This is a genomic window from Melioribacter sulfuriphilus, assembly GCF_052656625.1.
The window spans coordinates 401,130-421,008 of sequence record NZ_JBQXXK010000002.1 but is presented as its reverse complement, the minus strand read 5'-3'; the positions used below and the strand labels follow the sequence as shown (position 1 = coordinate 421,008).

The 19,879-nt window shown below is 38.2% G+C and carries 15 protein-coding genes; 6 read left to right on the top strand and 9 right to left on the bottom strand.

Going from position 1 to position 19,879, the window contains the following annotated elements; all coding sequences use genetic code 11:
- Positions 1-823 precede the first annotated feature (823 nt).
- The 3 genes from ACUN8G_RS03725 to ACUN8G_RS03715 are packed head-to-tail and all read left to right on the top strand — an operon-like array spanning position 824 to position 4,042.
- Positions 824-1,681, top strand: coding sequence for an alpha/beta hydrolase (locus tag ACUN8G_RS03725; RefSeq protein WP_437345781.1), 858 nt, complete (start codon positions 824-826; stop codon positions 1,679-1,681).
- A gap of 2 nt (positions 1,682-1,683) precedes the next feature.
- Positions 1,684-3,264: a glycerol-3-phosphate dehydrogenase/oxidase gene (locus tag ACUN8G_RS03720; protein WP_437345780.1), complete on the top strand. Its 1,581-nt coding sequence runs from the start codon at positions 1,684-1,686 to the stop codon at positions 3,262-3,264.
- Positions 3,254-4,042, top strand: a complete 789-nt coding sequence (locus ACUN8G_RS03715; RefSeq protein WP_437345779.1) for a glycerophosphodiester phosphodiesterase family protein — start codon at positions 3,254-3,256, stop codon at positions 4,040-4,042. The genes ACUN8G_RS03720 and ACUN8G_RS03715 overlap by 11 nt, the downstream gene beginning before the upstream one ends.
- Positions 4,043-4,124: 82 nt before the next feature.
- Here ACUN8G_RS03715 and ACUN8G_RS03710 read toward each other — a convergent pair whose 3' ends face one another.
- Positions 4,125-4,250, bottom strand: a complete 126-nt coding sequence (locus tag ACUN8G_RS03710) for a hypothetical protein (RefSeq protein ID WP_437345778.1) — start codon at positions 4,248-4,250, stop codon at positions 4,125-4,127.
- 41 nt (positions 4,251-4,291) lie between these two features.
- The gene (locus ACUN8G_RS03705) at positions 4,292-5,461 is read right to left on the bottom strand and encodes a glycoside hydrolase family 88 protein (RefSeq protein ID WP_437345777.1); all 1,170 of its coding nucleotides are present in this window, start codon (positions 5,459-5,461) and stop codon (positions 4,292-4,294) included.
- 215 nt (positions 5,462-5,676) lie between these two features.
- On the opposite strand from ACUN8G_RS03705, the gene ACUN8G_RS03700 reads away from it, so the two are divergent.
- The gene (locus tag ACUN8G_RS03700) at positions 5,677-6,135 is read left to right on the top strand and encodes a (2Fe-2S)-binding protein (RefSeq protein WP_437345776.1); all 459 of its coding nucleotides are present in this window, start codon (positions 5,677-5,679) and stop codon (positions 6,133-6,135) included.
- Entirely contained in the window at positions 6,132-8,237 is a 2,106-nt protein-coding gene (locus ACUN8G_RS03695) for a xanthine dehydrogenase family protein molybdopterin-binding subunit (protein WP_437345775.1), read from the top strand. The genes ACUN8G_RS03700 and ACUN8G_RS03695 overlap by 4 nt, the downstream gene beginning before the upstream one ends.
- Positions 8,238-8,243: 6 nt before the next feature.
- Here ACUN8G_RS03695 and ACUN8G_RS03690 read toward each other — a convergent pair whose 3' ends face one another.
- Both ACUN8G_RS03690 and ACUN8G_RS03685 read right to left on the bottom strand, forming a co-directional pair.
- Positions 8,244-8,549 (bottom strand): isoamylase early set domain-containing protein, encoded by a 306-nt coding sequence (locus tag ACUN8G_RS03690; protein WP_437345774.1) that lies wholly within the window; start codon positions 8,547-8,549, stop codon positions 8,244-8,246.
- 37 nt (positions 8,550-8,586) lie between these two features.
- Positions 8,587-8,790, bottom strand: a complete 204-nt coding sequence (locus tag ACUN8G_RS03685) for a CDGSH iron-sulfur domain-containing protein (protein WP_437345773.1) — start codon at positions 8,788-8,790, stop codon at positions 8,587-8,589.
- Between the two features lie 237 nt (positions 8,791-9,027).
- Between ACUN8G_RS03685 and ACUN8G_RS03680 the strand changes: the two genes are divergently transcribed.
- Entirely contained in the window at positions 9,028-11,124 is a 2,097-nt protein-coding gene (locus tag ACUN8G_RS03680) for a S46 family peptidase (protein WP_437345772.1), read from the top strand.
- Positions 11,125-11,163: 39 nt separating this feature from the next.
- Here ACUN8G_RS03680 and ACUN8G_RS03675 read toward each other — a convergent pair whose 3' ends face one another.
- The 5 genes from ACUN8G_RS03675 to gyrA form a co-directional block, all read right to left on the bottom strand.
- Complete coding sequence (locus ACUN8G_RS03675) at positions 11,164-13,989, bottom strand: S8 family serine peptidase (RefSeq protein WP_437345771.1); 2,826 nt, start codon at positions 13,987-13,989, stop codon at positions 11,164-11,166.
- Positions 13,990-14,127: 138 nt separating this feature from the next.
- A complete protein-coding gene (gene arsM, locus ACUN8G_RS03670) occupies positions 14,128-14,928 on the bottom strand; it encodes an arsenite methyltransferase (RefSeq protein ID WP_437345770.1) in 801 nt (266 codons plus the stop codon).
- A 15-nt stretch (positions 14,929-14,943) separates the two neighbouring features.
- Positions 14,944-15,261 carry an ArsR/SmtB family transcription factor gene (locus ACUN8G_RS03665; RefSeq protein ID WP_437345769.1) on the bottom strand — a complete coding sequence of 106 codons (318 nt, stop codon included), beginning with the start codon at positions 15,259-15,261 and terminating at the stop codon, positions 14,944-14,946.
- 245 nt (positions 15,262-15,506) lie between these two features.
- Positions 15,507-17,345: a M1 family metallopeptidase gene (locus ACUN8G_RS03660; protein ID WP_437345768.1), complete on the bottom strand. Its 1,839-nt coding sequence runs from the start codon at positions 17,343-17,345 to the stop codon at positions 15,507-15,509.
- A 95-nt stretch (positions 17,346-17,440) separates the two neighbouring features.
- Entirely contained in the window at positions 17,441-19,876 is a 2,436-nt protein-coding gene (gene gyrA, locus ACUN8G_RS03655; RefSeq protein WP_437345767.1) for a DNA gyrase subunit A, read from the bottom strand.
- Positions 19,877-19,879 lie beyond the last annotated feature (3 nt).

Genomic DNA, 19,879 nt, shown 5'->3' with positions numbered 1-19,879 from the left:
ATTTTTTCGTTTCATTCAAAACTACTCAGCATAAATGCTTCTCTCCGATTTTTTCGTTTCATTCAAAACTACTCAGCATAAATGCTTCTCTCCGATTTTTTCGTTTCATTCAAAACTACTCAGCATAAATGCTTCTCTCCGATTTTTTCGTTTCATTCAAAACTACTCAGCATAGATGCTTCTCTCCAATTTATCCGCTTCGCTCAAAACTACTCAGCATAGATGCCTCTCTCCAATTTATCCGCTTCGCTCAAAACTACTCAGCATAGATGCCTCTCTCCAATTTATCCGCTTCACTCAAAACTACTCAGCATAGATGCCTCTCTCAAATTTATCAGCTTCACTCATAACTACTAAGCATAGATGCTTCTCTCCAATTTATCCGCTTCGCTCAAAACTACTCAGCATAGATGCCTCTCTCAAATTTATCAGCTTCACTCATAACTACTAAGCATAGATGCTTCTCTCCAATTTATCCGCTTCACTCAAAACTACTCAGCATAAATGCTTCTTTCCAATTTTTTCGCTACGCTCAAAACCATTCAGCATAAATGCTTTTCTCCGATTTTTTTAGTTCGCTCAAAACTACTCAGCATAAATGCTTCTTTCCAATTTTTTCGCTACGCTCAACACTACTCAGCATAAATGTAATTTAACTGAGCGCTGGGCAGTCCGCTCTATCAGAAGTATCGAAATGAGGTATCAGTTTTTGCTTTCGTCAAGCAAACTTTTAATTATTCTCATAAAAAATTAATTCAAAATAGTGTTTGATATTTACACATTGTAGATTTAGTTTTTTGCTGTAAAAAATGGAGTATGCGCCATGCAAAAAAAATTTTTATGTTTATTACTCTTACCAGTAATCTTATATTCTCAATCGGGCAAAGTATACGATAACCTCTCGATGAATTCAACAATATTAAAAGGGGAAAGAAAATATGCTATTTATTTACCCCCTGATTATGATCGATCAGAACGGAGTTACCCAGTACTTTATCTTCTCCATGGATATAGCGATGACCAGACGGGGTGGATTCAATTTGGGGAAGTATCTCATATTGCCGACAAAGCAATAAATGAAGGCAAAGCCACACCAATGATTATTGTTATGCCGAATGCTGATACTCCTTACCGCGGATATGTAAATCGACCCGAAACAGATTACCGCTACGAAGAGTTTTTTATTAACGAATTCATTCCTTACATAGAAAAAACTTACAGAATACGCTCGCAGAAGCGGTATCGTGCTATAGCAGGATTATCGATGGGCGGCGGAGGCACATTTTTTTATGCCCTGCATCATCCAGAACTCTTTTCATCTGCCTGTCCCTTGAGCGCTGCTACTGGTCCATCTCACCCAGATAGCCTTCAGAATTACTACATCCTAAAAGGGATTGAAAAACTATCCCCCGAAAAAGCACTTGAATTTTACAAAAAATACAACGTTATAAATCTTATAAAAACTCTACCCGCAGAACAATTAAAATCTGTGAGATGGTATATCGATTGCGGAGATGACGATTTTCTAACGATAATGAATTCTGAGGTTCATATCGAAATGACAAAGAAAGGAATACCTCATGAATTCAGAATGAGAGATGGAGCACATAACTGGACATACTGGCGGGAATCGCTTCCCGATGTACTTAAATTTATTTCGGATGCGTTTCATCAATATTAATCATGGATCGAGAAAAATTATTAAACAAAGTATTACACAGTAAAGATCAAATCTGGGATGTAATTATTATCGGCGGCGGTGCAACTGGATTGGGAGCCGCCGTCGATGCAGCATCGAGAGGATTTAAGACTCTTCTGATTGAACAATTCGATTTCTCGAAAGGAACTTCGAGTAGAAGTACGAAACTTATTCATGGTGGTGTTAGATACTTAGCACAGGGAGATATTTCGCTCGTTTTCGAAGCTCTGCACGAGCGAGGACTTTTAATGCAAAACGCTCCTCACCTTGTGAAAAACCAACAGTTTATTATTCCCGTTTATGAATGGTGGGAAGGTCCTTTTTATAATATCGGAATGAAAGTTTACGACCTTATGGCAGGTAAACTTGGTTTTGGACCAGCTAAAAAAATTTCGAAAGAGGAAACGCTGAGAGCAATTCCAAATCTCGATTCGGAAGGGTTGCTCGGCGGTGTAATTTATTACGATGGTCAATTTGACGACTCCCGTCTGGCAATTAATCTGGCACAGACAGCATACGATAACGGAGCAACTCTTTTAAACTATGTGAAAGCTGTCGGCTTTACTAAAGATAAAGACGGGATACTCGATGGCATAAAATTATTAGACCGGGAAACGGGACGTGTTTTTCACGTAAAAGGAAAAACTTTTATTAATGCGGCGGGTATATTCGTCGGTGAAATAAAAAATATGGACGAAGCAGAAAAATCGAACTCCGTTGTTCTGAGTCGTGGAGTTCATATTGTACTCGACAAATCGTTCCTTCAAGGTAATTCAGCAATTATGATACCGCATACATCCGACGGAAGAGTTTTGTTTGCCGTACCGTGGCACGACAAAGTTATACTAGGAACTACGGACACAGAAGTCGATAAACCTGAAATCGAGCCGCGTGCCTCTGAAGATGAGATCGATTTTTTGCTTTCGAATTCCGCCAGGTACTTATCGAAAGATCCGCAACGCTCAGACATACTTAGTGTGTTTGCTGGATTAAGACCCCTGGCAATTTCCGAAGGAAAAGCAATTCCTACAAAAGATATCTCAAGAAAACACCAGATTACGGTATCACCCTCCGGGTTGATTACCATTACAGGAGGTAAATGGACAATCTATAGAAAGATGGGCGAAGATTTAATCGACCAGGCAATACTCGTTGGCGGATTGGAAGAACGAGAATCAATTACTAAAAATCTTCCGATTCACGGTTATCTAAAAAACACTAATCATAACGAACCACTCTATTATTACGGCGCAGATAAATTTAATATCGAAGAAAAAATTATTTCACAAAATAAAAGTCTACTCGAGCCTATCCATCCCAAATTACCCTATATAAAGGCAGAAATTATCTGGGCAGTTAAATATGAAGCGGCAAGAACGGTCGAAGATTTTCTGGCAAGGAGAGTTCGAGCCTTACTGCTCGATGCAAAAGTTAGCATCGAAATGGCTCCTGTAGTAGCTGAAATGATGGCAAAGGAATTAAAGAAAGATAACAAATGGATATTAAACCAGATTAATGAATACACCAAATTAGCCAGAGGATATCTTCCTAATAATGACGAATAAAAAAGTTTATATTGTAGCTCATCGTGGAGCCTCAGATGAAGCTCCTGAAAATACAATTCCTTCATTTAAAAAAGCATTTTTGGAAGGAGCTGATTTTATCGAAGGAGATTTCTGGCTGACTAAAGATAATCATATTGTCTGCATTCACGATTCCAATACAAAAAGGACTTCAAAAGTCGGAACAAAATTATACATTACAAAAACAAAACTTTCTGAACTGAGAAGTGTTGACGTAGGCAACTGGAAAAATCCTCAGTTCGAAGGAACTTACATTCCAACTCTGGAAGAGATTATCGAAATAATCCCTGACGACCGCGGTATTTTTATCGAAATCAAAGACGACAGAAAAGAATTCCTTCTTAAGCTATCGGATGTACTAAGAAATAAAAAGTTATCGAACGACCAAATTAGAATTATAGCTTTCAATCCCAACACAATTATTGCATCTAAAAAATTATTTCCTGATATAAAAGTCTACTGGCTTTTCGAATGGTTTTCGTCTAAGAGAAAATGCCTAAACGGAATAGCGCACCAGCGATTGTTGTACACCTTGAAAAAGCTCAATTGTGACGGCGTCGATCTCAATAATGCTTCGTACATAAACGAAAAACTATCTGTTTATTTGAAAGATAACGGATATGAACTTTGCGTCTACGACGTTGAAAAGGGGGAAGACGCAGTTAGATTAACAAAACTTGGTGTCGACTATATTACAACAAATTCGCCGGCAAAAATTATCGATCAATTAAATAGATATATTGCTGATCAAAATGTATGAATGGTGTTTTTCGAAAAAGATTTTACGTTAAAAAATCTTTTTAGTTTTTTAGATTAATAAAGACAAACTCTTCCGAACTAATCTATTCAAAATATTTACCTATCAGAAACGTGACGATCTTAGTGACTACTCTTTCATACCAGCCAAGTTTTTCTTCAGCTGTTTCTTTAACAATTTTATTCCAGTGTTCCTGTAGAGTGCTCATCATTATTCATTGCTTCTAAAAAATTCATTAGTTAATAATATTAATTATTTGCTCTCGTGTTTCAATTTTCTAAGATTGGCTTCGATAAAATAATAATCGGCATATATTATTGGAACATCGACTTCGGAGTTTGCCGGCTTATTACCGGTTGAATGTTTCAAGATAAAACCAGCATTTGTATGTGGTAATGCCAAATATTCTGGTTGTGTTAGTGCATCCATAATACGGTCGGCGTAATTTTCATATTTATCGTTTTGTGTAAGTTCCGCTAATTCATATAGAGCTGAAGCCATAATGGCAGCGGCAGATGCGTCTTTGGGATAATTTGCGGCGTCGTAATCCCAGAACGGAATTAAATCTTCCGGTAGATGATCAAATATATATTCAGCAATTTTTTCAGCTTGTTTTAAATAGCGAACGTCGCCTGTTTCACGATAACACATTGTAAATCCATACAAGCCCCAAGATTGTCCTCGTGCCCAGCACGATTCGTCTGAAAATCCCTGATGTGTATTTCTCTTTTCAACTTTGCCTGTAGCTGTATCGTAGCTTAATACGTGCCATGTACTGTAGTCTTTTCTAAAATGATTTTTCATCGTTGTATTTGCATGACTTACGGCAATACGATAGAACGAAGAATCGCCAGTTTCTTTTGTAGCCCAGAAGAGTAATTCAAGGTTCATCATATTGTCAATAATTACGGGATACTGCCACTTTTCTTCCTGGCCGTCCCACGATTTTATACAGCCGACTTTAGAATTAAATCGAGAGGCGAGTGTTCGCGCAGCGTCAATCAATACCTGTTTGTAATGTTCACTGCCAGTAAGACGGTAACCATTTCCAAAACTACAGTAGATCATAAAACCGAGGTCGTGTGTTGTATTGTTAAATTGTTGCCCTTTGAGATTTTCAGTAAACTTTTCTGCAGCTTTTAGCCACCTATCGTCTTTAGTATATTCGTATAAATACCATAAACTTCCGGGGAAAAAACCGCTGGTCCAATCCTGTGCATCAACTAATATAACTTTTCCTGAATTGTCCATCGAACGAGGTAATTTATCTGTATCGCCCAAGAGTTCAAGCAGATATGAATATTGTTCTTCGGCTTTTAGTAAATTCTTCTTTACTGTTACTGTATCAAAAAAAATAAATCCTGTTACAAGAGATATCGTCGAAAAAACTATTATCAGAAACCTCTTTGAATAGTTGCTCATTTTAAGATACCTTTTTTAAAATAACTATGGACAAATATAATCACCTCATCTTTATTATCAGTTAATGAAAATTAAATTAAAGATAAGCCAATCTCTATTTATTTTTTTCTTTATTAAAGGTTTACAGGAATTCAATGGTGTGAGTTATATAATTTTTCTGTTGACCTTCTTTTTTAATAATTTTACATTTGTTAAGGGTTAACAGATAAACTAAAATGCCTGAATATTCAATCCTTGTAAACGGTAAGAAAGAGAGTGTTAGAGTTGAGGAAGGAACTCCACTTTTATGGGTTTTGCGCGACACTCTCAATCTCAAGGGCACAAAATTCAGTTGTGGAATTGGGATTTGTGGTGTCTGCACAGTATTAATTGATGGCAAAGCTGAAAAGTCGTGTTCAATAGCAATTGAAGATGCAGTAGGTAAATCAATAATAACCATAGAAGGATTAGCATCCGATAAGAATAATAAATTGATCAAAGCCTGGCTCGATGTCGAGGTTTCGCAATGCGGGTATTGTCAACCCGCACAAATTTTAACAGCCACCGCATTATTAAACGAAAATCCCAATCCTTCAGACAAAGAAATTGAAGAAGCCATGAGCGAGACCCTATGCAGATGCGGCACGTACAACCGAATTAAAAAGGCAATTAAAAAAGTGATTTCGGAAAAATGAGCAAGAAACAAACACGGCGTCAATTTATTAAAGTATTTAGCTTAAGTAGCTCAGCGCTCTGTCTCGCTTCTTTCGTACCAATGAAGGATTTATTTGCCTCCGGTGGAGAACCAAAAATTTTTTCTCCGAGTGTCTACCTTAAAATTGACTCCGATGGAATTGTAACCATTGTTGTCCATCGTTCAGAAATGGGGCAGGGAGTCAGAACCGCTCTACCAATGATAGTCGCAGAAGAATTGGAAGTCGACTGGCGTCAAATTAAAATTGAACAGGCTGAGGGGCATCCGAAATACGGAGATCAGGTAACGGGTGGGAGTACGAGTGTAAGAAAATCGTGGGATCCACTCAGAATTGCAGGTGCTACTGCACGAGAAATGCTGATAGCTGCAGCTGCGATTAGATGGAACGTTAAACCCTCTGACTGCAAAGCTGAGAACGGTTTTGTCATAAATAAATTAAATAATAAAAAAATCGGGTACGGGGATTTGGTGGAGGAGGCATCTAAACTCCCCGTACCCCAGAACGTAAAACTAAAAGACCCGAAAGATTACAAAATCATTGGCAAACGACTTCACCGTACTGACTCTCCCGATAAAATTTCAGGCAAAGCTATATTCGGTATCGATGTTGTACTGCCAGGACTTATATATGCCGCAGTAAAAAGGAGTCCAGTTCTAGGATCAAAGGTAAAAAGTTTTAATGCCGACAAAACAAAGTCCTTAAAAGGAATTATTGACGTTAAAGAGGTTACAAATGGTGTAGCAGTATTTGCTGAATCTACCTGGCAGGCCTTTAAAGGAGTAGAAAATCTTTCGGTAGAATGGTCCTCGTCGCCGTATGGTGATCTCGACTCGGAAAAAATTTCTCAAAAACTGAAAGAAAATCTTTTAACGGGTGGAACAACAGTCAAAGAAAATGGAAACCCAAAGCCGCCAGATCAAATAAATTATAAAATTGTCGAAGCAATTTATGAAGTTCCTTACCAGGCACACGCTCCAATGGAACCGATGAATTGTACAGCAAAATTTGAAAATAATCGCGTTGAAGTATGGGCACCAACACAAAATCCACAGGATGCACGACGCGCTGTTGCAAATGCTCTCGGACTAAAAGAAGAAGATGTAACCATTTATGTCACTTTTATGGGCGGTGGGTTTGGTAGACGTACTCATTCTGATTTTGCAGCTGAAGCTGCGGAACTATCAAAAGTTATAGGTAAACCGGTTAAAGTCACCTGGACGAGAGAAGACGATATCAAACACGATCGTTACAGACCAGTAAGTATGCATCACTTAAAAGGTGCAGTAGACAATAACAAAAAAATTTATTCTTTTTCTCATCATGTTATTGCTCCATCGATTGCACAACAAAATTGGGGAGCCAGGTTAAAGCCAGAACAATACGATATAATGACCGGTGCAATAGAAGCAGATTATAAAATTCCTAATTACAGGATTAGTGGATCTATTGTTGATATTCCAATTCCAATATGGTACTGGCGTTCAGTTTACCATTCGCAAAATCCGTTTGCAGCCGAGTGTTTTATCGATGAATTAGCACATGCAGCCGGGCGAGATCCTTATGAATTCAGAATGGAACTGCTCCCTGATGATTCGCGTCTGAAAGCCGTCCTAAAAACTGCTGCGGAAAAAGCAGAGTGGGGAAAAAAGCTACCCCCAAACAAAGGGATGGGAATCGCTTTATCGGCTGCTTACGATAGTTTTTGTGCTCAGGTTGCTGAAGTATCAATTAACAACAACAAAATTAAAGTCGAAAAAATTGTTTGTGCAGTCGATGTTGGCATAGTTATTAATCCCGATATTGTAGAACAGCAAGTCGATAGCGGCATAGCATTCGCATTGAATGCTGCTTTGAAAGGCGAAATAACAATAAGAAATGGTGAAGTAGTCGAAAGTAATTTCGACGATTACCCATTATTATCGTTTGCCGAGATGCCTATAGTTGAAACTTATATAATGCAAAATACCTATCGCGTGGGAGGAATGGGAGAAGTCCCCATCGCACCGTGTGCCCCCGCTGTTGGTAATGCTATTTTTGCTGCAACAGGAGTAAGGCTTCGTAAGTTGCCTTTCAGATTGTAAATTTTGTTAAACCTCTATAACACCGTTTTCCGAACCGTAGGGCGATTGAATAAACCGATCTGCAGCAGGATCATTTAACCATGTTTCACCATCGCATAAATATCGGAACTGGTATTCTTTGCCAGGTTCCAGTTCAATCGATGCAGTTAATTCTCCATCTTTACTTGTTGTAAAATGATTTGCCTTTGGGTCCCAATTATTAAAATCACCCATCAATGCAATTGTTTTAAACTGCTTACCGATTTCTTCTGGCAGTGTAAATGTAACGCGGCAAATAGTCTTGTCTTTCGAATATTCTTTTTTAATTGCCATTTTACACCTCCTCTATAATTGAAAAGGAGAGGGTGCATTATGTTAATTCGATTTCTATAGCTTCTCCTTTGAATTCTATTTTCTTATGAGAACCATCGCAAAAAGGTTTGTTAGAAGAAGCGCCGCATCGACACAGCGCAATTGTCTTTTGAGTAATCTTTTCTTCACTTCCTGCCTTTTTTAAATTTGCATCATTTACTTCGATCAAATATGGCCCGTTTTCCGTGGCTCTGATTTTCATTTTAACCCTCTTTTTTAATCTGCACCAATTATAATAAAAATTTCGAGTTATTTAAACATCCACACATTATTTTGTTCTTATTTCTTTTTATTCAAGTTAAAGAACAGGCAATCAAAATAAATGGCAGTATATTAAAAGATAAAAATCTTTTGTGAATCAGTTATCGCATCATAAAATATTGCATTTAGCTTAGCTTATTTTTTACTAATTTCCCGAATAAATTATATGGAGTTTATAATGAGCAAAAAACACCGATTAATTATAATTATTTTCTTTTTGATACAAAGTATCACTCTCAGAGCCGTTCCCGGCGAAGGGATGTATCCCTTAAGCGAACTAAAGAAACTAGATTTGAAAAAGCTCGGGTTCAACCTAAATCTCACTGACATTTATAATCCAGAGGGAATGAGCCTAATCAATGCTATTGTCAATATCGGTGGATGCACGGGTTCGTTCGTCTCGGAAAATGGATTGATATTAACAAACCACCATTGTGCATTTGGAGCAGTCAGCCGCGCAAGCACTCCCGAAAACAATTATCTGGAAAATGGATTCTATGCTGCCGAATTCAAAGACGAAATACCGGCCGCTGGCTATACCGTTCGAATTACTGAATCGTACAAAGACGTGAGCCAGGAAGTACTGACGGGATTGGAGAACGTCAGCGATTTTGCTGAAAGAAGTCGTATGATCGAAAAAAGAATGAATGAAATTGCTGCACGTGAAAAAGACGAATCGAAGGCGATCGACGCCGAGGTATCTGAAATGTTCCCTGGCAAGACTTATATTCTCTTCAAATACAAAATTATCAAGGACGTACGTCTGGTTTATGTACCTCCACGCTCAATAGGAGAATTCGGAGGTGAAACAGACAACTGGATGTGGCCTCGTCACACGGGGGATTTTTCTTTCTTACGAGCTTATGTTGCTCCCGACGGTTCTTCCGCTGAGTATTCTGAAAATAACGTGCCTTTCCATCCTCAGAAATTTCTGAAAATTAATCCAAACGGGGTTAAAGAAAACGACTTTGTTTTTATTCTCGGGTATCCCGGCAGTACTTATAGAAATTATCCCGCCTGGTTTCTCGATTACCAACAAAACTATTTCCTGCCGTATAACGAACAGCTCTATTCATACTTAATCGATGCTCTCGAGAAGCTGAGCAAGGACAATAAATCTATCGAATTAAAATATGCTCCTTTTATAAAAGGATTTTCAAATGCTATGAAAAATTACCGGGGAAAGATGCTTGGCATTCGCAAACTCGAGCTTCTGAAAAAAGAATACGAGCTGGATCGAAAATTGAAAGAATTCATCGACAAAAATCCTGACCTCGCTAAAAACTACAACAACCTTTTCAATGAACTTGAAAGCACTTACAACAAAATGTTCGATAATATTTATCCATCGATGTGGTTGAATCGACTCTATCGTTTTTCTAATGTGATCAATTACGCCGACGCTATTTTGAATCAAATCGAAGGGAAGCCTACGAACGAGATCGATAAAATTTATCAGCGGATCGATCTACAGTTCGAAAGAGTGTTTCTAAAAAAAATGCTTGAGGATGCACTCAACATTTCTGAGCTCACTTCTATCGAAGCCGTTACGAATTTTGTAAAAGATACTGATGCAGAAACTTTCTTAAACAAATTACTCAGCTCTGATCTACTTAACGAAGAAAAAGTAGCAAAATATCTTAAAGGAGAATTAGACTGCTCAAATGTTAAACCGGAGGAAGATTTGCTTCTAACTTTTACGGCTTTGATTAAAAGACAAAAAGACGAACTGAAAGAAATTTCTGATTACGTCGACGGAAAGCTTAATTTGTTGCTACCTCAGTACATAGAAATCAAAAAACTTTATGAAGACAAATCATTTATTCCCGATGCAAATGGAACTTTGAGAATGACATACGGCAACATTAAAGGATACGAACCACGGGATGCAGTTTATTACAAACCTATTTCTACATTAGATGGAGTAATTGAAAAAAGTTATCTCGGCAAAGAATACGCTGTACCCGATAATCTTAGAATTGCATACGACAAAAAAAATTTCGGCGAATTTTTTGACGCTTCAGTCGGAGGAGTTCCGGTGGCAATTTTATACAATACTGACACTACCGGTGGAAATTCCGGAAGTCCAGTAATGAACGCAAATGGTGAATTAATTGGTTTGAACTTCGATCGTTGTTTCGAAGCTACGATCAATGATTACGCATGGGATGATTCGTACAGTCGATCTATTGGAGTTGATATTCGTTACATTCTCTGGATTTCAAAATACGTTAACAATGCAGAACGCATAGTTAAAGAATTAGTCGGGATGTAATAAAAATTTTTAGGGCGGGCTTATTTGCCCGCTTTTCTTTTACTTTGCAAAAATCATTTTCCTAACAAAGATATGATCTGCTGCATTTAATGTGTAAAAGTAAATTCCGCTTGCAAGTCCGTATTTATCCGCAGAAAATTCAAGTCTGTAACTTCCCGCTTCTTTCAGTTCGTTTACCAGCGTGGCTACTTCTCTGCCCAGTATGTCATAAACTTTGATTGTAACAAAGTTTCGTTCTGGCACCTCATAATTAATAACAGTACTGGGATTAAACGGATTGGGATAGTTTTGTGAGAGATTGTAGTTATATTTAACCAGAGGTTCTCTTATCTCTGTAATTAATTGGTTATATTTATCTCGTGCCCTGTGAATAGTTGAACGAAGCTCTTCGAGACTTTCGCCTGCAGCGATTACAAATGGAATTACTATATCGCTTCCGGCATTCAAAGTATGAGGACCAGAAGAAATAACCATTGAAACATCAGCAGGTCCAATCTGCTTATTTATTAAGCCACTTGTTAAACTGGTCCATTTCTCCTTCTTTGTAAATCCATTTTCGTCGAACAGCATTACAGCTCCAGTATCGGCTGAATTTTCGATCGGATAAAAGCCAAGTTTACTATCGTTGTCCAGCAGTGCAATTCCTACATATGTATTTAGTATCGAATCATTCTTACAAAAGACGTAGCCAAAACGATCTTCCTCATCAAAATCTACAATGTCAATATCGGGTATTTCCGCCGGCATATCCCAATCGAAAAAGTAACCGGCATAAAGCCCGTTTATGTCAATACCACTTTGATTAATCAACCTGTTGACGAGAATAATGTAACTATCGTCGAGTGGATTTGAAAAACCATATGATGTAAGTTCAGTTTTAATACCGAGCGCTCCTTCTCCAAATCCAGAATCATCAAACAGAGTTCTTCCTATTTGATTATTATTTTGATCGCTTGTAATTCTAACTTTTTCGATTATGTTAAAATCTTCACTCTGAAAATAATCGCTACGAGCTGCGTCCATAACTTTATCGAATGATGTGCCATACATAAAAGCCCCTTCAAAAATAAGATTGTCGCCGTTTTTGTAGACAAATCCTCTTCCTTCTTGGTTATCGGGATAGTCGTTAAAGCCGAGAGTTCCTTTGCTTGTTATAGTAAGTACGATTTTGTTGGCATCGTGTGTAGCATAAGTGGGATTAATTCTAATTGAAAACCATTGATAGTCGTCGTATGAATTGCCTTCGTATTTAATCATAACATCAACTGTGTGGTTGTATGGACAATCTTCGGAAATCACAAAACGAAAAAGAGATGATGAATTATCCGCAGTATCGAGTGTATTCATAGGGGGTAGATTAAATTCATTGTTATCAATAGTAACTGATACGTCGTTGGTTAACAGATATACCTTGGTTTGGGGAGAAGGGTCGAGATAATTTGTAAATCTAATTCTAACATTCACCGCTTCGCCTGATTCAAAAAGTCCATTGCCGTTGCCGTCTTCAATAAAATCTATTTTTGTCGCTCTTATCGAATAAAGATTTGTATCCTTAACGGCGTTATATGCATCTATTCTACCTTTACCGAGCAAATATTGATATTGTATATTTTCCAGCGTTATGCCAGATGCTCTAATTCTTTCTGCAATTTGAAGTGGAAGGTAATTCGAAAATCTGGCAGCCACCAGTCCAGCAACACCGGCAGCGTGTGGAGTAGCCATTGAAGAACCGCTTATTGAACGATAAACCGAATCAGGACCGGCATACGTAGGCCACGTAGAATAAATGTATGAACCGGGTGCCATTATATCTACCTGAGTTCCATAGTTGGAGCCGGAGTTCTGGTTATAATTAGCCTTCTCACCTTTTTCGTTGAGCCATCCAACAGACAACACGCCTTCATAACTGGCGGGATAAAAAAGGTTGTTACTATTTTCATTTCCTGCAGCCGCAACAATCACAGCCCCGTTTTCAATGGCATAGTCGATGACCTCCTTTTCATATCTGGAATAACCATAACCGCCCCAGCTACAATTGATTATTTTTGCTCCATGATCCACTGCCCACTTAATTCCTTCAAATCCATAATAAACATAAGGATATCCATTTGCATCGCGCATATCGCCACGCGAAACTTTTACAGGCATTATCGTACAATTGAATCCCACTCCTGCAACTCCAATTGAATTGTTCGTTACTGCCGATGCAATTCCAGCCACATGTGTCCCGTGATACGAATTTTTGCCGTCAGGTGGAACATCTTCGCGCGGGTCGTTGTCTTCACTACCATTCAGTCCCCCGAAATCAATTCCAACCAGATTACCGTTTGAGTCGAATAAAATGTTTGCTTTCAAATCGGGGTGATTCCAGTCAACTCCTGTATCGATAATGGCTATTATAATCGAAGTATCACCTTTAGAAATATCCCATGCTTTTTCTGCGGAAATCATTCCGATATTGTACTGTCTTCCTGAGTTTAAAATTGGATCATTCGGAGTAACGGTAACTCTTCTGATAAATTTTGGTTCTGCCCATTCAATCTCTTTCAGTTTATTCAACTTTGCTGAAATTTCGAACGGATCTTCGTTGTTATCTATTTTCAATAAATAAATCGACTCAAAACGATCGATGCCTTTTTTCAACACATTTTTGTTTTCCGAAAATGCTTTTACAATCCCGCTTATTTTAATTGCTCTCCTTTCTATCTCTTTTTTTAAATTAATTACATCAGTGTCAGCCTCTTTCAATTTAACAACTATTGTATTACTCAAATAATAAATATTGTCGCGTACTTTTATTTCGTCTTGAGGTAAAACCGTCACAGTAATAAAAAGGAAAATGATTATTCCCAGCGCTGATTTCATATTACACCTTAGATTACTCGAGATTATAGTAAAAAGTAACTACCACAATAATAACAATTTATTCAGATTTCTGTTCGAGGAATGGAGACAAATTTGCCCACAGAAGTGTGGGCAAATTATTTATTAATGGTGTGTGGTTTACTTATACGCGGTTACTGTAATGCTCAGTAGTCCGACTGAGCTTTTTTTGAAATTGACAATTTCTTCTTCGCTCAGATGTTGTTGCAAAAGTTCGTCGGGCAAGTCGGTTTTTTTTGATGACTTGATTTCAACATTTTTAAATCCGGTTTCTTCAATAATTTTAAGATATTCTTCTTGTGGTATGGCGCCCGAGATACAACCGGCATAAAGTTCTGCCGATTTTTTTAATTCCATGGCCATTTCGCCCGTCGATACGATATCTGATATGCAGAAATGAGCTCCTGGTTTAAGAATTCTGTAGATTTCAGTAAAGGCTTTTCTTTTGTCGGGCACTAAATTTAAGACGCAGTTGCTTATGACTACATCTGCCGTATTTTCTTCAAGCGGGATATTTTCGATATCGCCAAGTTTAAAGATTACATTATCATAACCGAGTTTAGAATTGTTAGATTCGGCTTTCCGAATCATTTCTTCGGTCATGTCGATACCAATAACTTTCCCTTTCTTGCCAACAATTGCGCGGGCGACGAACACGTCGTTCCCCGCACCGCTACCGAGGTCAACGACCACATCCCCCTCTTTAATACCGGCGTGTTTTGTAGGAATTCCGCACCCCAGTCCGAGGTCGGCGTCTGCCAGATAACCGGCTTCTTCTGTATAGTCGTCCTGAATAATAGAATAATCGACTTTGTCGCCACAGCATGAATTCTTGTCGCAGCAGGATTCTGCAAAGGCGCTGGTTGCTATCTTTGCGTATTTTTCCTTAACGACTTTTTTTATTTCATTTTGATTTTCCATATAGATACTCCTTTCTCAGCAACATCCAGTTGCAGAAAATAATTTATCCAGTTGTTTTTTGACGCGTTGTAACGTCTTTTTATTTACACAATAGCAGACCTTTGGACCATCGATTTCTCCCTCGATAAGGTCTACACGTTTTAGTTCTTTCAAATGTTGCGATACAGTCGATTGTGCAAGCGGAAGGTGCTCTACGATACAACCCACCATGCACGAATTCATTTTGTTGAGAAACTTAAGAATTTGCAAGCGAGCTGGATGTGACAGCGCTTTTGCCACTTCCGCCAGCCAGACGTCTTCTTTGTCGAATTCTTCCTTTTTTGAATATGCCATAATTACCCCAATCGTTAATCGTAAATATACGATAAATATTTTACAAACCAAATTTCTATAAACATTTTTTTAAAAGATACTAACTAAGGGATAGATTAAGAATATCGCACGAAATTGACTGCTTTGCGAACTTCGTTAAAATCTCATTATAATATTAAAATTATTCCAGGTGCTCAAAATGGACGCTTCTCTATCTACAAAACTGGCAAGGATATTAATTTGACCGTCATAGAAAAATGCCATAATCAATTTATTGTAAATTTATTGTCCGCAGCGTTAACGTCAGGAATTTGATGCGTTCCTAAAAATAATTCCATCGGTTTATCAATTTTAATTTCGAGCTTTAATATGCTTGTTTTGCCTTTCCAGATATTTGCCTGCGCATCGAATATTTTCTTTTTTTCGACCTCGCCGTATTTTGCATACAGGGCTATAGGAAGCGGCAGACCACCTTTGTTTTCAATTTCCACAATAAGATACTCGTCCCGATAGACAACGTTTTTAATTGCCATATCGGGGTACTTAAATTCGAAGAACCACGGTTTAACAAACCAATCGAGATCTTCTCCGCTTACTTCCTCGAATGTATTAAAGAAGTCATATGGAGTGGGATGTTTGCCATTCCATCGTTCAATATACTCTTGCAGACAAGCCTTGAAATTTTCTTTACCCATAAACTTCATCATAAAATCGTAAGCGGCTCCAGGACGGTTGTAAGAGGCCATTCTATAAGAATTTCCTCTCAATTGAGACGAAGGAATGATCGGTGGTAAATCGAGATCAGTACCGCCATACCGTGAATAACTTTCTGCATTTCTTTGTCTCGGATCGTATCCCTCTGCATTCAATTCCTGAAAGTCGAAAGGCAACATTGTGGCCCAACCTTCGTCCATCCAGGCATATTTCCTTTCATTAATTCCCATAAAAAAAGGAAAGTAGGTATGTGCAATTTCATGCGAAGTCAAATGAACAGTGCCACTCAAATTATCAACGGATGAATTATTACACATCATTGGAAATTCCATACCGCCTCTACCGTTAAAAACTGTCATAACAGGATAGGGATACATAACTCCTGGCAGTTCCTCTGAAAAATAAATTATCGATTTACGAGCCACATCGGCAACATTATAAAATCCTTTTGACTCGGGGTTATATGCCGCAGAAATTAAAACGCCCCGCCATGAAGAGGCATCCCACAAGTAATGATCGCTCGTGGCAAATGCAAAATCGGGGATTGCTTTTGAACTGAATTTGTATGTTAACTTCTCTCGTTTTTGTGTTACATTACCTAAATCTTCTTCGGTAATTATATGTATTATTTCTTCTGAGGAATTTGCTATATTGTATTTATCAAGAACTTTCTTTTCGAATACTTCTTCCGGATTTGATAATTTACCGGAAGCCCAAACCACAAAATTTTGAGGAACGGTGATCTCAACTGAATAATTGCAGAAATCGTTGTAAGTTTCTGTTTGTCCCGAATAATCATTCATATCCCAGCCGTCGATATCGTCATAAACAGCAATTTGCGGGAACCAGTAGGCAACAAAAAATGAAGTAGAATCGTACGCACCCATACGTATTTGTGACTCGTTCGGAATATCGACTTCCCATTTGAAATAAAGCTCGGCACTTGCTCCTGGCAATAATTTTTCCTTTAAAGGTATTATTAATTTTGTCCCTGCAATATGTGGTTTCTCTCTTTCACCTGTTATTTCGAAATCGGAACCATTCAATTTTGATTCAAAAATTTTCATTCCTTCATTTACTGCACCTGGCGATATTTCAAAATCCCTTGAGTTTCCTTTTCGATATATATCGGCCAACAGCTTGACCACTATGATATCGAGTGTATCGGGACTATTGTTAAAATAAATTATTGTTTCTTCGGCTTTAACTTTTCTTTCTGATGGGATTACCTCAGCATCGATTTGATAATCACTTTTATTTTGCCAGTAATTCTGTCCAGGTTTCCCACTGAAAGTTCTGGTTTGTTTTTCGAATGCTTGTTTGAAATTAGAAGGCAGTGGTTGTGATAGCAAAATTACAGGTATAAAAAGAAAGAAGATTATCTTTTTCATGTTAAGTGCCCTAAGTTCTTTTAATTAAATACAATTTAGGAGAGATATTCGAAATAAACAATTGAGCGGAGGAATTTTCCTCCGCTCCTTTGTAATTATACTTCGTTTTCTTCAGGAACCACTCTGGCAATATCAGCAATTTCATCGCCTTCATTTAATTTAATCAATCGAACTCCTTGAGTGTTTCTTCCCATTACTCTAATATCTTTTACTGCCTGTCGGATCACCATTCCTTTAGTAGTAATAATAACTAATTCATCCGTGTCATTTACTTCTTTCATGGCAATCATTCTGCCGTTCTTTTCAGAAGTTTTAATTGTAATAATGCCTTTGCCACCTCTGTGAGTTAAACGATAATCGTCAAGTTCTGAGCGTTTTCCATAGCCTTTATTTGTAACTACAAGGAGTGTCGATGCATTTCTAACGACGATCATACCGATAACTTTGTCGTCCTTAGCAAGGTTAATACCTCTTACTCCAGTTGCAGTTCTACCCATATCACGCACGTCTTTTTCGTTGAATCGAATTGCCATCCCGTTCTGTGTACCGATAATAATATCGTTGTTACCGTCGCTCAGTTTTGCTTCGACGAGATTATCGCCTTCAACGAGATTGATTGCATAAATACCACCGCGTCGAATATTGGAGTATGCCGAGAGAACAGTCTTTTTTATTGTTCCTTTTTCGGTAACCATTACAACGTATTTATCGTCGCTGAACTCTTTAACGGTGACAAAAGCGGCAATTTTTTCATCCTTCGATTTTTCGATAAGATTGAGTATCGATCTACCTTTCGCTGTTCGTCCGCCTTCAGGAATTTCATGCACTTTGAGCCAGTAGCACTTACCATTGTCGGTAAAGAACATAATGTAGTGGTGTGTAGAGGCAACAAACATATGTTCAATGAAATCTTCATCGTTGGTGCCAGCTCCGGTAACTCCTTTACCGCCTCTGGACTGACGTCTGTAACCACTAACGGGGAATCTTTTAATGAATCCTTTATGCGAAATAGTAACAACAACGTCTTCTTCGGCAATTATATCTTCGAGTGAAAAGTCCTTATAGTCATAGATAATTTCGGTTCTTCTTTCGTCTCCATATTTTTCTTTTAGCGCAAGCAACTCTTCTTTGATGATTTGTTTTCTCTTCTTTTCGCTGTCAAGAATACCTTTAAGTTTTTCGATTAATTTAATAGTTTCTTTGTATTCGTCTTCAATTTTCTTTCTTTCCAGACCGGTAAGGCGTTGCAATCTCATATCGAGAATTGCCTTTGCCTGGATTTCAGAAAGTTTGAATTTGCGCATCAAGTTGTGTTTGGCAGTTTCAACGTCGCGAGATCTTTTTATTGTTTCAATAACTTCGTCGATATTGTCGAGAGCTATAATATATCCTTCAAGAATATGGGCTCTCCTTTCGGCTGCGTCTAATTCAAATTTTGTTCTTCTTATAAGAACATCCATACGATGGTCGAGGAAGTGTTCCATCATTTGTTTAAGTGTAAGAACTTTCGGAACACCATTTACAAGAGCAAGCATTATTACGCCGAAAGTGACCTGCATCTGAGTATGTTTAAAAAGCTGGTTCAATGTAACTGCAGGCTGGCCATCTCTTTTCATTTCGATGACGATTCTCATACCATCGCGGTCGGATTCGTCACGAATGTTGGAAATTCCTTCAATCTTCTGATTCCTTACGAGCTCTGCTATTTTTTCGATTAATGCGGCTTTGTTTACCTGATAAGGAAGCTCGGTAATAACGATGTTTTCTCTCTCGTTTTTCAGAGTTTCGATATTAGCTTTTGCACGAATAACAATTCTTCCGCGGCCTGTTAAATAAGCTTCCCGAACGCCTTCATAACCGTAGATAATTCCGCCCGTTGGAAAGTCGGGCGCTTTAATGTACTTCATAATATCTTCAGGTGTAATTTTCGGATTATCAATCAAAGCTACCAATCCATCAATTACTTCCGTAAGATTATGTGGTGGAATGTTTGTAGCCATTCCAACGGCAATTCCACTTGAACCGTTTACAAGTAAGTTCGGCAGATAAGAAGGTAATACAGAAGGTTCTTGCAATGTATCGTCGAAATTGGGGATAAAGTCGACCGTGTTTTTGTCGAGGTCACGCAACATTTCTTCCGAAATACGAGCCAGTCGTGCTTCTGTATAACGCATTGCTGCGGGACTATCACCATCGATCGAACCAAAGTTACCCTGACCATCTACTAATGGATATCGCAGCGAAAAATCCTGAACCATTCTAACCATCGTATCGTAAACGGCACTATCACCGTGAGGATGATATTTACCAAGTACTTCACCGACAATACGAGCTGATTTTTTATATGGCTTATTATAAGTTAATCCAAGTTCGTGCATACCGAACAATACTCTACGATGCACAGGCTTTAAACCGTCTCTGACATCTGGTAATGCGCGAGCCACTATAACACTCATCGCATAATCGATGTAAGACGACTTCATTTCTTCTTCTAAAGAGACAGGTACTATTTTTTCGAATATTGTACTCATATT

What these genes read in the sequence shown, in the direction of transcription:
- ACUN8G_RS03725 (WP_437345781.1), top strand. Translation starts at nt 824, where the DNA reads ATGCAAAAAAAATTTTTATGTTTATTACTCTTACCAGTAATCTTATAT.
- ACUN8G_RS03720 (WP_437345780.1), top strand. Translation starts at nt 1,684, where the DNA reads ATGGATCGAGAAAAATTATTAAACAAAGTATTACACAGTAAAGATCAA.
- ACUN8G_RS03715 (WP_437345779.1), top strand. Translation starts at nt 3,254, where the DNA reads ATGACGAATAAAAAAGTTTATATTGTAGCTCATCGTGGAGCCTCAGAT.
- ACUN8G_RS03710 (WP_437345778.1), bottom strand. Translation starts at nt 4,250, where the DNA reads ATGATGAGCACTCTACAGGAACACTGGAATAAAATTGTTAAAGAAACA.
- ACUN8G_RS03705 (WP_437345777.1), bottom strand. Translation starts at nt 5,461, where the DNA reads ATGAGCAACTATTCAAAGAGGTTTCTGATAATAGTTTTTTCGACGATA.
- ACUN8G_RS03700 (WP_437345776.1), top strand. Translation starts at nt 5,677, where the DNA reads ATGCCTGAATATTCAATCCTTGTAAACGGTAAGAAAGAGAGTGTTAGA.
- ACUN8G_RS03695 (WP_437345775.1), top strand. Translation starts at nt 6,132, where the DNA reads ATGAGCAAGAAACAAACACGGCGTCAATTTATTAAAGTATTTAGCTTA.
- ACUN8G_RS03690 (WP_437345774.1), bottom strand. Translation starts at nt 8,549, where the DNA reads ATGGCAATTAAAAAAGAATATTCGAAAGACAAGACTATTTGCCGCGTT.
- ACUN8G_RS03685 (WP_437345773.1), bottom strand. Translation starts at nt 8,790, where the DNA reads ATGAAAATCAGAGCCACGGAAAACGGGCCATATTTGATCGAAGTAAAT.
- ACUN8G_RS03680 (WP_437345772.1), top strand. Translation starts at nt 9,028, where the DNA reads ATGAGCAAAAAACACCGATTAATTATAATTATTTTCTTTTTGATACAA.
- ACUN8G_RS03675 (WP_437345771.1), bottom strand. Translation starts at nt 13,989, where the DNA reads ATGAAATCAGCGCTGGGAATAATCATTTTCCTTTTTATTACTGTGACG.
- arsM (WP_437345770.1), bottom strand. Translation starts at nt 14,928, where the DNA reads ATGGAAAATCAAAATGAAATAAAAAAAGTCGTTAAGGAAAAATACGCA.
- ACUN8G_RS03665 (WP_437345769.1), bottom strand. Translation starts at nt 15,261, where the DNA reads ATGGCATATTCAAAAAAGGAAGAATTCGACAAAGAAGACGTCTGGCTG.
- ACUN8G_RS03660 (WP_437345768.1), bottom strand. Translation starts at nt 17,345, where the DNA reads ATGAAAAAGATAATCTTCTTTCTTTTTATACCTGTAATTTTGCTATCA.
- gyrA (WP_437345767.1), bottom strand. Translation starts at nt 19,876, where the DNA reads ATGAGTACAATATTCGAAAAAATAGTACCTGTCTCTTTAGAAGAAGAA.